The organism is Kosakonia cowanii JCM 10956 = DSM 18146 (genome assembly GCF_001975225.1).
GTDB classification, from domain to species: domain Bacteria; phylum Pseudomonadota; class Gammaproteobacteria; order Enterobacterales; family Enterobacteriaceae; genus Kosakonia; species Kosakonia cowanii.
On sequence record NZ_CP019445.1, the window covers coordinates 1,432,452 to 1,444,327 of the forward strand.

Consider the following 11,876-nt stretch of genomic DNA (forward strand, 5'->3'; position numbering starts at 1 on the left):
AATGATAAAGACGGCACGCCAGCAGGCAATTGTGCAGCTTCTGAAGAGCCAGCAGTCGGTCACTACCGCCGCGCTCGCCGCTGAGCTTGCCGTCAGCGTGGAGACCATTCGCCGCGATCTCAACGCCCTGCAGATGCAGGGCAAAATCATTCGCCGACACGGTCGCGCACGCACGCTGGCGGACGGCAGCGAACCCTTTCGTGCTCGCTTAAAAAGCCACTATGCGGATAAAGCCGATATCGCCCGTCATGCGCTGAACTGGGTGGAAGCTGGCATGACACTGGCACTGGATGCCAGCTCAACCTGCTTTCACCTGGCGCGACAACTTCCGGATATTCCGCTGACGGTGTTTACCAACAGTTTGCCGGTATGCGAAGTGATGGCCCGTCGCCAGCACAGCGAGCTTATCTGCTCCGGCGGTCGGCTGGCACGCGGTGAGCGCTGCTACGTCAATCCGGCGCTCGCCAGCCTGCTTAAATCGCTGGAGATCGATCTGTTTATCTTTTCCTGCGAGGGGATTGATGGCAACGGTGAGATGTGGGATTCCACACGCCATAACGCGGCGTTTAAATCGGCACTGCTGCGCCGGGCGCAGCAGTCGCTGTTACTGATTGATAAGAGTAAGTTTTACCGTGCCAGCGAAGCCAGCATCGGTAACCTTTCCCAGGTGACGCAGATGATCACCGACGCGCCCCATCCCTGAGGCGCGCTGTTACAGGATTAGAACGCGACCCACTCATCGGACGATGCGCCGGGTTTGCGGGCAGTTCCACGGCTCATATCGGGTTTCACCAGTTTGGCAGCGGTGGGTTTATGCTCCTCTTCACGGGTCAAACGGAACTGCTGCACGGAACGCTGCAACTCTTCGGTCTGACGCTCCAGCGCAGCGGCGGCAGCCGATACCTGCTCAACCAGCGAGGCGTTCTGCTGGGTAACGTTATCCATCTGCGTGATGGCAACGCCCACCTGCGAGATCCCTTTGCTCTGCTCGGCAGAGGCGGCGGCAATCTCTTTCATAATGGTGGTCACTTCACGCACGGCGCGCAGAATGCCTTCCATCGTGGTACCGGTGTCGTTAACCAGCTTCGCCCCTTTCTCAACGCGCGAGACGGAGTCGGCAATCAGGGTTTCGATCTCTTTTGCCGCGCCCGCACTGCGGCTGGCGAGATTACGCACTTCGCCAGCCACCACCGCAAAACCACGGCCCTGTTCACCGGCACGTGCCGCTTCTACCGCCGCGTTAAGGGCGAGAATATTGGTCTGGAAAGCGATGCTGTTAATCACGGTGGTGATTTCGGCAATCTTCTTCGAACTGCCGGAGATACCATCCATCGTGCTGATCACCTCTTTCACCAGCGCGCCGCCTTTGCTGGCGGTGACCGAGGCGACTTCCGCCAGCTCGCTCGCCTGGCTGGCGTTATCGGCGTTCAGTTTCACCGTGGCGGTCAACTCTTCCATACTGGCGGCGGTCTCTTCCAGCGCGGCGGCCTGCTCTTCGGTACGCGAGGAGAGGTCGTTATTGCCGGTGGAGATCTCGGTCGCGCCACGCCAGATGTTTTCACTGCCGTGGCGGATACTGCTTACCGCTTCGCGCAGGCTATCCTGCATCGCTAACAGCAGTGGGATCACCTGGCCTACGCAGTTGCGCCCCATATCTTCCAGCGGCTGGCTGAGATCGCCCTGCGCCATCAGTTTGAAGTGCGCGCGAATACGGTTCAGCGGTTTGACCAGCATGGTCACCAGGTAGCGATCCGTAAACAGCAGGATCAGCAGGCCCAGTACCATCGCAACGATGATTGCTGCGCGGGTGGTGCTGGTCTGGTGATCGACCATAACGCGGGTCTCATCCAGCATTACGCCAGCGGCTTTATTGAAGCTCTCGGTCGCGACGCCAAAGTTGCGGCTCAGACCAGGCGTAACGTTATTGGCCTGCGCACGGTAGGCTTCCGGTGAGCCCTGCTGCGCCAGCTGCATCTGCGGGTTGATGCCCTGCTCCAGTAGCGCCTGCCAGCCAGCGATCACCTGTTCGGAGACTTTCGGATCCATCGGCCCTGGCGAAACGGCTTTGAAGTCGGCAAGGCGTTTTGCCATGTTATCCAGCGCCTGCTGCGCGGGTGCCATGTCTGGCGTTGCCCCCGCCGCTTTGGCCTCCATCACGCGGCTGAGCCGTGTCACAAAGCGAAAGTATTGATCATTGCCCTGGCTCAGAAGCGTCATTTGCGTCACCAACTGGCGGTCGACTTCATTACCGTCGGCAACTTTTGACAAAGAAGAAACGCTATACAGACCGACGCCAGACCACAGCACGCTGAAGATCCCGAGGATCACAAGCAACACGGCGCGTATAGTGAAGTTACGAAGCATATTCATAATTTTAATCCTTGCGGTGAAGGTAGACCCTCGCCTGCGGGCGAGAGTTATCACTTTTATCGGCACGCGTTTGGGAAGTTGTATGGTCGGTTTAAAATATTTATGTAAAAAAGAGGCCTCTTTTTTTTATGGCCATCACAAATTTTGTCACCTATTAAATGGTTATTCTGCTAACTTTTTGTTGCGCAAACGCGCTTGCACAAAGAATGTAAGTTATTGATTAAGAAAGGATAATATTAAAAATAAGAATAAAGTGGATAGCTGGCACAATTTGAATTTATCGGTATAAAAATAAGAATTTGTTTGCTTAAAATATTAAAAACAAGAATTTTATAAAATTAACAATAACGAAAAACCAACAACTCTCGACGAATTTAATTTATTTAACTCGCCTCATAAAAGCACTCAACAATTAATAAAAGTGCGTTTTGAGGTGCTTATTTGAGAACCCTGCCCGCAAGACTTTACGCGCCGTTATCAACGCAAAAACCTAATAACCATGCGCCCTGCCGTCACGCGGGCTGACCGTCGTGATACTAAGCTCATTTTTATTACGCGTAATGCCATCGCTTCTTCTTATATTTCACCGCCTTTTGGCGATGCTGGCAGGAAAAAGGGTTGCGGCTTTTTACCCTCGCTCTCCAGGAATTTTCGCAGATTTAAGCCACGCATGAAGAGAATTAAGCAGCAGTGTAAGGCTTACACAGAACATTATTTGTGGCCTCTGTTTACCTTCCGCTCAGCGGAGCTTTTGCTGACAGGCTATCGCACGTAAGATAGAAACGTCGTTTCAAAACCATCAGGCACCGCCAGATACGAGAGGAGAGATCATGCCCGGCTTCGCCAACCCTCAGCGTTATGAAGAGATGCAGTATCGTTACTGCGGCAAGAGCGGTCTGCAACTGCCCGCCCTGTCGCTCGGTTTATGGCACAGTTTTGGTCACGTCAACGCACTGGATGCGCAGCGCGCGCTGCTGCGTAAAGCGTTCGACCTGGGAATCACCCACTTCGATTTAGCCAATAACTATGGGCCGCCTGCCGGCAGCGCGGAGGAGAATTTTGGTCGCCTGCTGCGCGACGATTTTGCCCCTTACCGCGATGAACTGATTATCTCCACCAAAGCGGGCTACGATATGTGGCCCGGCCCGTATGGCTCCGGCGGCTCGCGCAAGTATCTGCTCGCCAGCCTCGATCAGAGCCTTAAGCGTCTGGGCGTCGACTATGTCGATATCTTCTATTCCCACCGCGTGGATGAGAAGACACCGATGGAGGAGACCGCTGCCGCGCTCGCGCAGGCGGTGCAGAGTGGCAAAGCGCTCTACGTTGGCATCTCCTCCTATTCGACGGAGCGTACGCAGCAGATGGCCGCGCTACTGCGCGAGTGGAAAGTGCCGCTGCTTATCCATCAACCCTCCTACAACATCCTCAATCGCTGGGTCGATAACACTGGGCTTTTAGACGCGCTTGAGGAGAACGGCGTCGGCTGTATCGCCTTTACGCCGCTGGCACAGGGTTTGCTGACGGGCAAATATCTCAACGGTATTCCTGAAGGGTCGCGCATGCAGCGCGAAGGCAAAAAGGTGCGCGGCCTGACGGAGAAGATGCTCACCGAGAGCAATCTCGCCAGCCTGCGTCTGCTTAATGAGATGGCCGACCGCCGTGGGCAGTCAATGGCGCAGATGGCGTTAAGCTGGCTGTTGAAAGATAGCCGAGTGACATCGGTATTGATTGGTGCCAGCCGCCCGGAGCAGCTGGAGGAGAATGTGCAGGCGTTAAACAACCTGAGCTTTAGCGCCGATGAGCTGGCGCAAATTGATAAGCATGTGGCCGACGGGGAGCTGAACCTGTGGCAGGCATCATCGGATAAATAGAAGTGACGTGCCGGAGGCGCAGTTTGCCGGAGGGCGCTGCGCTTATCCGGCCCAGGCCCCACCAAAAATCAATGCTTGCCGCGGGTTAAACGATCCAGATAGCCCATCACAAACGCGGAGAGCACAAACGTCAGGTGGATAATCACATACCACATCAGTTTGTTATCCGGTACGTTCCTCGCATCCATAAAGACGCGCAGCAGGTGAATCGACGAGATGGCGACAATCGACGCCGCCACTTTGTTTTTTAACGAGGTGGCATCCATTTTCCCCAGCCAGCTCAGCTTCTCTTTATGCGGGCCAATATCCAGCTGCGAAACAAAGTTTTCATAGCCGGAGAACATCACCATCACCAGCAGACCGCCGACCAGCGTCATATCCACCAGCGACAGCAGCGTGAGGATCAGATCCGCTTCTGCCAGCGAGAAGATGTTAGGGATAACGTGAATAATCTCCTGGAAGAATTTGATGGCCAGCGCCAGGAGAGCAAGAGAGAGGCCAAAGTAGACCGGGGCGAGCAACCAGCGCGAAGCGTACATTGCGTTTTCCAGAAAGCGTTCCATGTTCCGTAGTGTCTCGTCAGATAGCTAAACCGGCGCTCAGTATAGCCTGACACCGTCAGCCTTTTGCAACACTCCGGCTGACTTAACTACACCTCGGCGGGGTTTACCCACGGACGCTGGTTCTCCGGCCAAATCAGCACAACCAGCGCAGGGTAAGCTTCGGTGCTGAACTCATGGAAACACTGGCGCAGGTTGAGCACATCCAGATCGCTCGGCGAGACTTTTTCGCCATTGACGCAGCGTTTTTTAATGTTGTCGTAATACTTATACACGGCGGAATTGAGATCGCTGCAACGACGCTGCGCTTCAAATAAACCGGGCGTGTTATTTATCTCCGCCATCTTCATGCGCTTAATCGTCGCTTGCAAAAAATCGATATATTCATGGTTAACGCGCCAGTACCACTCTGGGGTAATCGCGTTCATTAACGTCGAAAAATGATCTTCGCCCTCTTCTTTTGATAGCGGCGTTAACTGTGGTGCTTGCTCATTAATTTCACTAAGGGGAGTCTTTTTATTGTACTCATGCATCAATAATAAAACGCCGCCCGTTAGCAGCAATAAAGTAATAACAGAATACAAAATACTGTCCATCGGCAGACTCCTTTTTTTTGATTTTAAAATTGCCTCATGATATTGTCAACGAACCTCGCCCCTTAATATTCTCTCCCCTGTTAAATAGTAAAGGATAATAGAAATGCTTCCCGAGAACCTTGTCCCGGCACGCTTTCATCTTTCTGCCGTTGAAACCGGGGCAGCACCAGAGGGAAAAGAGCCTGATTTTACTCAGGATATTGGCCCACTTTCTGAGCATGCGCAAAATATATTAGCCAACGCCAGCCGCAGCGGCCAATCGCGTAATATGCTGCTTGAAGAGCACGATCGTCATATTAAAGAGCGCCTATTCCGGGTCGTGAAGATTGAAACCTTTGCGCGTTTACTTAATGATTTGCAAGCCGAAGGTGAGATTGATGCTCAGACTCTGAGCAAAATAATTTCCGATAAGACGCAAACTATTAACGACGCTGGTAATGAGATTTGGCTTAATCTGATTACCCGCGAAAAAGATGAGCCAATCTTTTATAAACTTGGGGATGAATAACGTGGCTGAAATTGAAAATAATAACGTCTATATCAATTACAGCGAAAGCAAAAGCGACGAATTTATCTTAAAGCAAAATATCGATGCGCTGGTGCAGAGTAAAAACGAGACGATTCAACGCATTGCCCAGGATTTAGTTTCTATTCCGGCGGCACTGGTGCGGTTGAAGTGGCAAAACCGCCGTGAAATCTACCCCCTGCAGGTGAAAGAGGAGATTTACGGCGCTGCGATTGCCGCCATTATCGAACAGAACCCTGAGCTGCGCGAAAAGATCATGGGCCGGCTGGAGGCGAACTATCAGCACCTGGTGAGCCGTGAGAGCGCGACACTGCGCTGGAGCCGCAAACTGAGCGAAGGCATATACCGCACCTCGACGGTGCAGGCGGTGGCAGTAGCGGTGAAAGAAAAGCCAGCCAAAGCGAGCAGCAAAGGGAAGTAACCCTCCGCGATAAAGAAAATCCTGAATTTGCCTGCGAAGTCAGCGTGAACTTCTATCCTTAAGGTCTAAGCAACCGATATGGAGGATACTTAATGGCAACTGACCAGACAAAAATCCAGGATCCGACCACCCAGTACTACACCGGTGAATATCCTAAGCAGAAGCAGCCCTTCCCCGGCGTGCAGGCGAAAATGGAACCGGTTCCCGATTGCGGTGAAAAGAGCTATGTCGGCAGCGGGCGGCTGAAAGGTCGTAAAGCGTTAGTGACCGGCGGCGACTCCGGTATTGGTCGCGCGGCGGCGATTGCCTATGCCCGCGAAGGCGCTGATGTCGCTATCAACTATCTTCCTGCCGAAGAGGAAGATGCGCAGCAGGTGAAAGAGCAGATTGAAGCAGCCGGGCGCAAAGCCGTGCTGATCCCGGGCGATTTGAGCGATGAAGAATTTGCCCGTTCTCTGCCGCATACAGCGAAAGAGCAGCTTGGCGGCCTGGATGTGCTGACGCTGGTAGCGGGTACGCAAACCGCGATTGAGGATATTGCAGACCTCAGCAGCGAGCAGTTTATCTATACCTATAAGGTCAACGTTTTCGCGCTCTTCTGGATCACCCAGGAGGCGATTCCGCTGATGCCGCGCGGGGGTAGCATTATTACTACCTCGTCGATTCAGGCTTATCAGCCAAGCACGCACCTGCTTGATTACGCCTCAACCAAAGCGGCTATTCTCAACTACACCCGCGGGCTGGCGAAACAGGTCGCTGAGAAAGGCATTCGCGTCAACAGTGTTGCGCCAGGGCCAATCTGGACCGCGCTGCAGATTTCCGGCGGTCAGCCGCAGGAGAAACTGCCGGAGTTCGGCCAGCAGACGCCGCTTAAACGCGCCGGTCAGCCAGCCGAGCTGGCACCTGTTTATGTCTATCTGGCAAGCCAGGAGTCGAGCTATGTCACCGCTGAAGTGCATGGCGTGACGGGTGGTGAGCACCTGAGTTAAGCAGGCATAAAAAAAGCTGGCTCCGGCCAGCTTTTTTTTATCTCGTTCGCGGGTTACTTCGCTTTCGCGACCTCTTCCCCTACCAGACCGATCTTCAGATAGCCCGCCTGATGCAGGCTGTCCATCACTTTCATCATCGTCTCGTAATCAACGGTCTTATCAGCGCGGAAGAAGATGGTGGTATCCTTTTTCCCTTCGGTCACCGCGTTCAGCTGGTTGATCATCGTCTCTTCCGTCACCGGATCGTTGCCGATAAACATGCTGTTATCTGCCTTCACGGAGAGATAAATCGGTTTTTCCGGGCGCGGCTGCGGCTGGCTGGAAGAGGCAGGCAGATTGACCTTAACGTCAACGGTAGCAAGCGGCGCGGCCACCATAAAGATAATCAGCAGCACCAGCATCACGTCGATAAACGGCGTGACGTTGATTTCGTGCATTTCGCCGTTATCGTCGAGGTTTTCATTAAGACGCATTGCCATAGCCAATCAACCTACGCGTAATTTCTGGGTGGTACGAACCGGCTGCGCGTTGCTGGCGGCCAGATCCAGATCGCGGCTTTGCAGCAGCAGCACCTGAGCAGCAACATCGCCGAGGTTAGCTTTATAGTTACCGATCATGCGCGCAAAGATGTTGTAGATCACTACCGCCGGGATAGCGGCGACCAGGCCGATAGCCGTTGCCAGCAGCGCTTCAGCGATGCCCGGCGCGACAACCGCGAGGTTAGTGGTTTGCGTCTGCGCAATGCCGATAAAGCTGTTCATGATGCCCCAGACGGTACCAAACAGACCAATAAAGGGCGAAATCGCGCCGATGGTGGCGAGGAAACCGTTGCCGCGACCCATATGACGGCCCGTTGCCGCTACGCGTCGCTCAAGGCGGAAACCGGTGCGCTCTTTAATGCCTTCGTTATCTTCGCTGCCTGCGGAGAGCTCCAGCTCGTTCTGCGCTTCGTTGATCAACATCGCGCTCAGGCTGCGGGCGTGGAATGTCGAAGCGATCTCAGTCGCCTGATCCAGCGAGCGGGCATCGGCCAGCTGCTGCTGTTCACGCTTGAGACGGCGCTTTTGCCCGAGGATCTCAACGCTTTTACTGAAGAAAAGCGCCCAGGTGACGACTGACGCCAGAATCAGACCGATCATCACGATTTTCACCACGATATCGGCGTGCTGATACATACCCCATACGGAAAGATCCGTCTGCATCAAATTATTACCCACTCTGTTTCTCCGGGACGCAAATCACAAAAAACACTGCGCCATAATAGCAAAAAGTCGTCGAATTGATAGTAGTTCTCATTAGTATTTACATAGTGCACAACACAACCCGCTATTTCCTTGCGTTGACGCAGTAAACCGGCGCGTCTGCTGGTTTTATAGAAAAATTCACCGCCTCTGATGCATCATTTCGCAATCATGGTAGTCTGGACATCCAGACGTATAAAAACAGGTTGAGCAGACATGACGGCGAAACATCTTGATACCGCGCTGGTAAACGCCGGGCGGAGCAAAAAGTATACTCAGGGTTCGGTGAATACGGTGATTCAGCGCGCCTCCTCCCTGGTGTTCGAAACGGTGGAAGCGAAAAAGCACGCCACGCGCAACCGCGCCAACGGCGAGCTTTTCTATGGACGGCGCGGGACGCTGACCCACTTCTCACTGCAAGAGGCGATGTGCGAACTGGAAGGTGGTGCCGGTTGTGCGCTCTTCCCCTGCGGCGCGGCGGCGGTGGCAAACACCATCCTGGCCTTTGTCGAACAGGGCGATCATGTATTGATGACCAATACCGCCTACGAACCGACGCAAGATTTCAGCACCAAAATCCTCGCTAAACTGGGCGTTACCACCAGCTGGTTTGATCCGCTGATTGGCTCAAGCATCGTGCAACTGGTGCAACCCAATACCAAAGTGGTGTTCCTCGAATCGCCCGGCTCCATCACCATGGAAGTGCATGATGTTCCCGCCATCGTGCAGGCGGTGCGTAGCGTCGCGCCGGAGGCCATCATTATGATCGACAACACCTGGGCGGCGGGCGTGCTGTTTAAGGCGCTGGATTTTGATATCGATATCTCCATTCAGGCGGGCACCAAATATCTGATTGGTCACTCCGATGCGATGGTCGGCACCGCCGTAGCAAACGCCCGCTGTTGGGAGCAACTGCGGGAAAACGCCTATCTGATGGGGCAGATGCTGGATGCGGATACCGCCTATATGACCAGCCGCGGCCTGCGCACACTGGGGGTGCGTTTACGCCAGCATCACGAAAGCAGCCTGAAGATTGCCGAGTGGCTGGCGGCGCATCCGCAGGTGGCGCAGGTCAATCATCCGGCGCTGCCAGGCAGTAAAGGGCATGAGTACTGGAAGCGGGATTTCAGCGGCAGCAGCGGCCTCTTCTCCTTTGTGCTCAACAAGCGTTTGAACAATGAAGAATTGGCCAACTATCTCGATAATTTTTCGCTCTTCAGCATGGCCTATTCGTGGGGCGGGTTTGAATCACTGATCCTCGCCAACCAGCCTGAGCACATCGCCGCTATTCGCCCGGAAGGCCGTGTCGACTTCGACGGCACGCTGATCCGATTGCACATTGGTTTAGAAAACGTTGATGATCTTATCGGTGATTTAGTGGCAGGCTTTCAGCGCATCGTGTAAACCATGATTAACGGGGCAAAAAGTAAGATTATTCTCCCTTTGTTGCGCCCCGGATCGAGGTCTTTTTGGCGAAGTGGAGTACAATAGCCTCCTCTACGCGGTTCCACAGGAAAGCCCATGGCTGTTATTCAAGATATTATTGCTGCGCTCTGGCATCACGACTTTGCTGCGCTGGCCGATCCGCACGTTGTCGGCGTTGTCTATCTCGTGATGTTTGCCACGCTCTTTTTAGAGAACGGCTTGCTTCCTGCCTCGTTTTTACCGGGCGACAGCTTACTGCTGCTCGCCGGGGCGCTGATTGCGCGCGGCTGCATGGACTTTGTCTCAACGCTGCTGATCCTTACCTCCGCCGCCAGTCTCGGCTGCTGGCTGAGCTATGTTCAGGGGCGCTGGCTGGGCAATACGCGTATTGTGAAAAGCTGGCTGGCGCAGCTGCCGGTGAAGTATCACGAGCGCGCCACCTGCATGTTTGACCGTCACGGCCTGCTGGCGCTGCTGGCCGGGCGTTTTCTGGCTTTTATCCGCACCCTGTTGCCAACGATGGCCGGTATCTCTGGCTTGTCGAACCGCCGTTTTCAGCTCTTCAACTGGCTGAGCGCGCTGCTGTGGGTCGGCGTGGTGATCTCGCTCGGCTACGCGATTAGCATGATCCCGTTTGTGAAACGCCACGAAGACCAGGTGATGACCTTTTTAATGGTGCTGCCGCTGTTCCTGCTGGTGGTGGGCCTGATTGGTGCCGTTACTGTCGTGCTAAAGAAGAAGTTCAGCAACGCCTGAGTTACTGCCCTCTTCGCGCGAAGAGGGCCTCCGTTATGCCCCCTGCATGGTGCGAATGCGCGCCAAATCCTCTCCCGGCGTCACGCCGAAGTAACGCTTAAATTCGCGGCTAAACTGCGATGGGCTCTCATAGCCGACACGCATCGCCGCCGCGCTCGCTTTCATGCCATCGTGCACCATCAACATCCGCGCTTTGTGCAGGCGGTAGGTTTTCAGGTATTGCAGCGGCGAGGTGCTGGTCACCGATTTGAAGTTATGGTGAAACGCCGAGACGCTCATGTTCGCTTCTGCCGCTAACTGGTCGACGCTGAGGTTTTCGGTGTACTGGCTCTCAATGCGCTTTAAGACGCGGCTAATCAGGCTGAAGTGGGTCTGACGGCTCACCAGCGCCAGCAGCGCACCGCCGCGCGGCCCGGTCAGCACGTGGTAAAGCATCTCGCGGATAATCTGTTTGCCCAGAATGCGCGCGTCCAGCGGGCGCTCCATCACATCCAGCAGGCGCTCCGCCGCGCAGAGGATCTCCTCTGATAACACCGCCGAGTTAATACCGCTGGCGGCGTTCTCCGGGCGAAAATGCTCATCTTCACCGATATCCATCAGCAGCTCCTGCAACTGCAAGATGTCGACATTAAGACGAATGCCCGCCAGCGGTACCTCCGGCGTGGCAAAGGTTTCACACTCGAAGGGCAGCGGCACCGTTAACAGCAGATATTCGTTGGTGTCATAGCGAAAGACGCGCTCGTTGATATACCCGATTTTATGGCCGGAAAAGAGAAACACGATCCCCGGCTGGTACATCACCGGCGTCCGGGTGCCGGGCTGCGTGCCATAGAGCAGGCGGATATCCGGCAGCAGCGCGGTCAATCTATTTTCATTATTTTTCAGTCTCTTAACTTTTTCAGTCAGATGCAGGCAGATCGCTTCACGGTTCATGGTTTGCCACTCCGGCGGCCAGTTTCAACGGCTCTAGTGTGCAAACTTTTGTGACATTTCTCCAGCCGGATAGAGAAACAGGCAAGACATCGGCAGGAATGTGCATTGAGCCTGTGCAGCCCCGCGCCCACAATGATCGGCATCGGGCGGCCTGCCGCCTCAGATTTTTCACCTCATCAGAAGGGAAC

Annotated in this window: 13 protein-coding genes; 7 read left to right on the forward strand and 6 right to left on the reverse strand. The window is 54.5% G+C overall.

The window, feature by feature from the left end:
• Positions 1 to 4: 4 nt before the first annotated feature.
• A complete protein-coding gene (fucR, locus tag BWI95_RS06590; protein ID WP_054803433.1) occupies positions 5 to 703 on the forward strand; it encodes an L-fucose operon activator in 699 nt (232 codons plus the stop codon).
• A 17-nt stretch (positions 704 to 720) separates the two neighbouring features.
• Here fucR and BWI95_RS06595 read toward each other — a convergent pair whose 3' ends face one another.
• A complete protein-coding gene (locus BWI95_RS06595) occupies positions 721 to 2,370 on the reverse strand; it encodes a methyl-accepting chemotaxis protein (protein WP_076769216.1) in 1,650 nt (549 codons plus the stop codon).
• 830 nt (positions 2,371 to 3,200) lie between these two features.
• Between BWI95_RS06595 and BWI95_RS06600 the strand changes: the two genes are divergently transcribed.
• Positions 3,201 to 4,241 carry an aldo/keto reductase gene (locus BWI95_RS06600; protein ID WP_054803387.1) on the forward strand — a complete coding sequence of 347 codons (1,041 nt, stop codon included), beginning with the start codon at positions 3,201 to 3,203 and terminating at the stop codon, positions 4,239 to 4,241.
• Positions 4,242 to 4,309: 68 nt separating this feature from the next.
• On the opposite strand, the gene BWI95_RS06605 is transcribed toward BWI95_RS06600, so the two are convergent.
• Positions 4,310 to 4,804 (reverse strand): TIGR00645 family protein, encoded by a 495-nt coding sequence (locus BWI95_RS06605; RefSeq protein WP_023480998.1) that lies wholly within the window; start codon positions 4,802 to 4,804, stop codon positions 4,310 to 4,312.
• A gap of 86 nt (positions 4,805 to 4,890) precedes the next feature.
• Positions 4,891 to 5,397: an ESA_00282 family adhesion-associated protein gene (locus BWI95_RS06610; RefSeq protein ID WP_042718021.1), complete on the reverse strand. Its 507-nt coding sequence runs from the start codon at positions 5,395 to 5,397 to the stop codon at positions 4,891 to 4,893.
• 103 nt (positions 5,398 to 5,500) lie between these two features.
• Between BWI95_RS06610 and BWI95_RS06615 the strand changes: the two genes are divergently transcribed.
• The 3 genes from BWI95_RS06615 (at position 5,501) to BWI95_RS06625 (ending at position 7,333) form a co-directional block, all read left to right on the forward strand.
• Positions 5,501 to 5,905, forward strand: a complete 405-nt coding sequence (locus tag BWI95_RS06615) for a hypothetical protein (RefSeq protein ID WP_054803386.1) — start codon at positions 5,501 to 5,503, stop codon at positions 5,903 to 5,905.
• Entirely contained in the window at positions 5,898 to 6,344 is a 447-nt protein-coding gene (locus BWI95_RS06620; protein WP_054803385.1) for a hypothetical protein, read from the forward strand. Before BWI95_RS06615 ends, BWI95_RS06620 begins: the two co-directional genes overlap by 8 nt.
• A 92-nt stretch (positions 6,345 to 6,436) precedes the next feature.
• Complete coding sequence (locus BWI95_RS06625) at positions 6,437 to 7,333, forward strand: SDR family oxidoreductase (RefSeq protein WP_076769217.1); 897 nt, start codon at positions 6,437 to 6,439, stop codon at positions 7,331 to 7,333.
• Positions 7,334 to 7,386: 53 nt separating this feature from the next.
• On the opposite strand, the gene exbD is transcribed toward BWI95_RS06625, so the two are convergent.
• On the reverse strand, positions 7,387 to 7,812 hold the full coding sequence (exbD, locus tag BWI95_RS06630) for a TonB system transport protein ExbD (protein WP_042718016.1): 426 nt from the start codon (positions 7,810 to 7,812) through the stop codon (positions 7,387 to 7,389).
• 6 nt (positions 7,813 to 7,818) lie between these two features.
• Positions 7,819 to 8,550, reverse strand: coding sequence for a tol-pal system-associated acyl-CoA thioesterase (exbB, locus tag BWI95_RS06635; RefSeq protein ID WP_023480942.1), 732 nt, complete (start codon positions 8,548 to 8,550; stop codon positions 7,819 to 7,821).
• Between the two features lie 240 nt (positions 8,551 to 8,790).
• Between exbB and metC the strand changes: the two genes are divergently transcribed.
• Positions 8,791 to 9,978 carry a cystathionine beta-lyase gene (gene metC, locus BWI95_RS06640; protein WP_054803384.1) on the forward strand — a complete coding sequence of 396 codons (1,188 nt, stop codon included), beginning with the start codon at positions 8,791 to 8,793 and terminating at the stop codon, positions 9,976 to 9,978.
• Between the two features lie 117 nt (positions 9,979 to 10,095).
• Positions 10,096 to 10,755 carry a DedA family protein gene (locus BWI95_RS06645; protein WP_042718012.1) on the forward strand — a complete coding sequence of 220 codons (660 nt, stop codon included), beginning with the start codon at positions 10,096 to 10,098 and terminating at the stop codon, positions 10,753 to 10,755.
• Between the two features lie 33 nt (positions 10,756 to 10,788).
• Here the strand turns inward: BWI95_RS06645 and BWI95_RS06650 are convergent, their stop codons facing one another.
• A complete protein-coding gene (locus BWI95_RS06650) occupies positions 10,789 to 11,688 on the reverse strand; it encodes an AraC family transcriptional regulator (protein ID WP_054803383.1) in 900 nt (299 codons plus the stop codon).
• Positions 11,689 to 11,876 lie beyond the last annotated feature (188 nt).

What these genes read in the sequence shown, in the direction of transcription:
- BWI95_RS06595 (WP_076769216.1), bottom strand. Translation starts at nt 2,370, where the DNA reads ATGAATATGCTTCGTAACTTCACTATACGCGCCGTGTTGCTTGTGATC.
- BWI95_RS06600 (WP_054803387.1), top strand. Translation starts at nt 3,201, where the DNA reads ATGCCCGGCTTCGCCAACCCTCAGCGTTATGAAGAGATGCAGTATCGT.
- BWI95_RS06605 (WP_023480998.1), bottom strand. Translation starts at nt 4,804, where the DNA reads ATGGAACGCTTTCTGGAAAACGCAATGTACGCTTCGCGCTGGTTGCTC.
- BWI95_RS06610 (WP_042718021.1), bottom strand. Translation starts at nt 5,397, where the DNA reads ATGGACAGTATTTTGTATTCTGTTATTACTTTATTGCTGCTAACGGGC.
- BWI95_RS06615 (WP_054803386.1), top strand. Translation starts at nt 5,501, where the DNA reads ATGCTTCCCGAGAACCTTGTCCCGGCACGCTTTCATCTTTCTGCCGTT.
- BWI95_RS06620 (WP_054803385.1), top strand. Translation starts at nt 5,898, where the DNA reads ATGAATAACGTGGCTGAAATTGAAAATAATAACGTCTATATCAATTAC.
- BWI95_RS06625 (WP_076769217.1), top strand. Translation starts at nt 6,437, where the DNA reads ATGGCAACTGACCAGACAAAAATCCAGGATCCGACCACCCAGTACTAC.
- exbD (WP_042718016.1), bottom strand. Translation starts at nt 7,812, where the DNA reads ATGGCAATGCGTCTTAATGAAAACCTCGACGATAACGGCGAAATGCAC.
- metC (WP_054803384.1), top strand. Translation starts at nt 8,791, where the DNA reads ATGACGGCGAAACATCTTGATACCGCGCTGGTAAACGCCGGGCGGAGC.
- BWI95_RS06645 (WP_042718012.1), top strand. Translation starts at nt 10,096, where the DNA reads ATGGCTGTTATTCAAGATATTATTGCTGCGCTCTGGCATCACGACTTT.
- BWI95_RS06650 (WP_054803383.1), bottom strand. Translation starts at nt 11,688, where the DNA reads ATGAACCGTGAAGCGATCTGCCTGCATCTGACTGAAAAAGTTAAGAGA.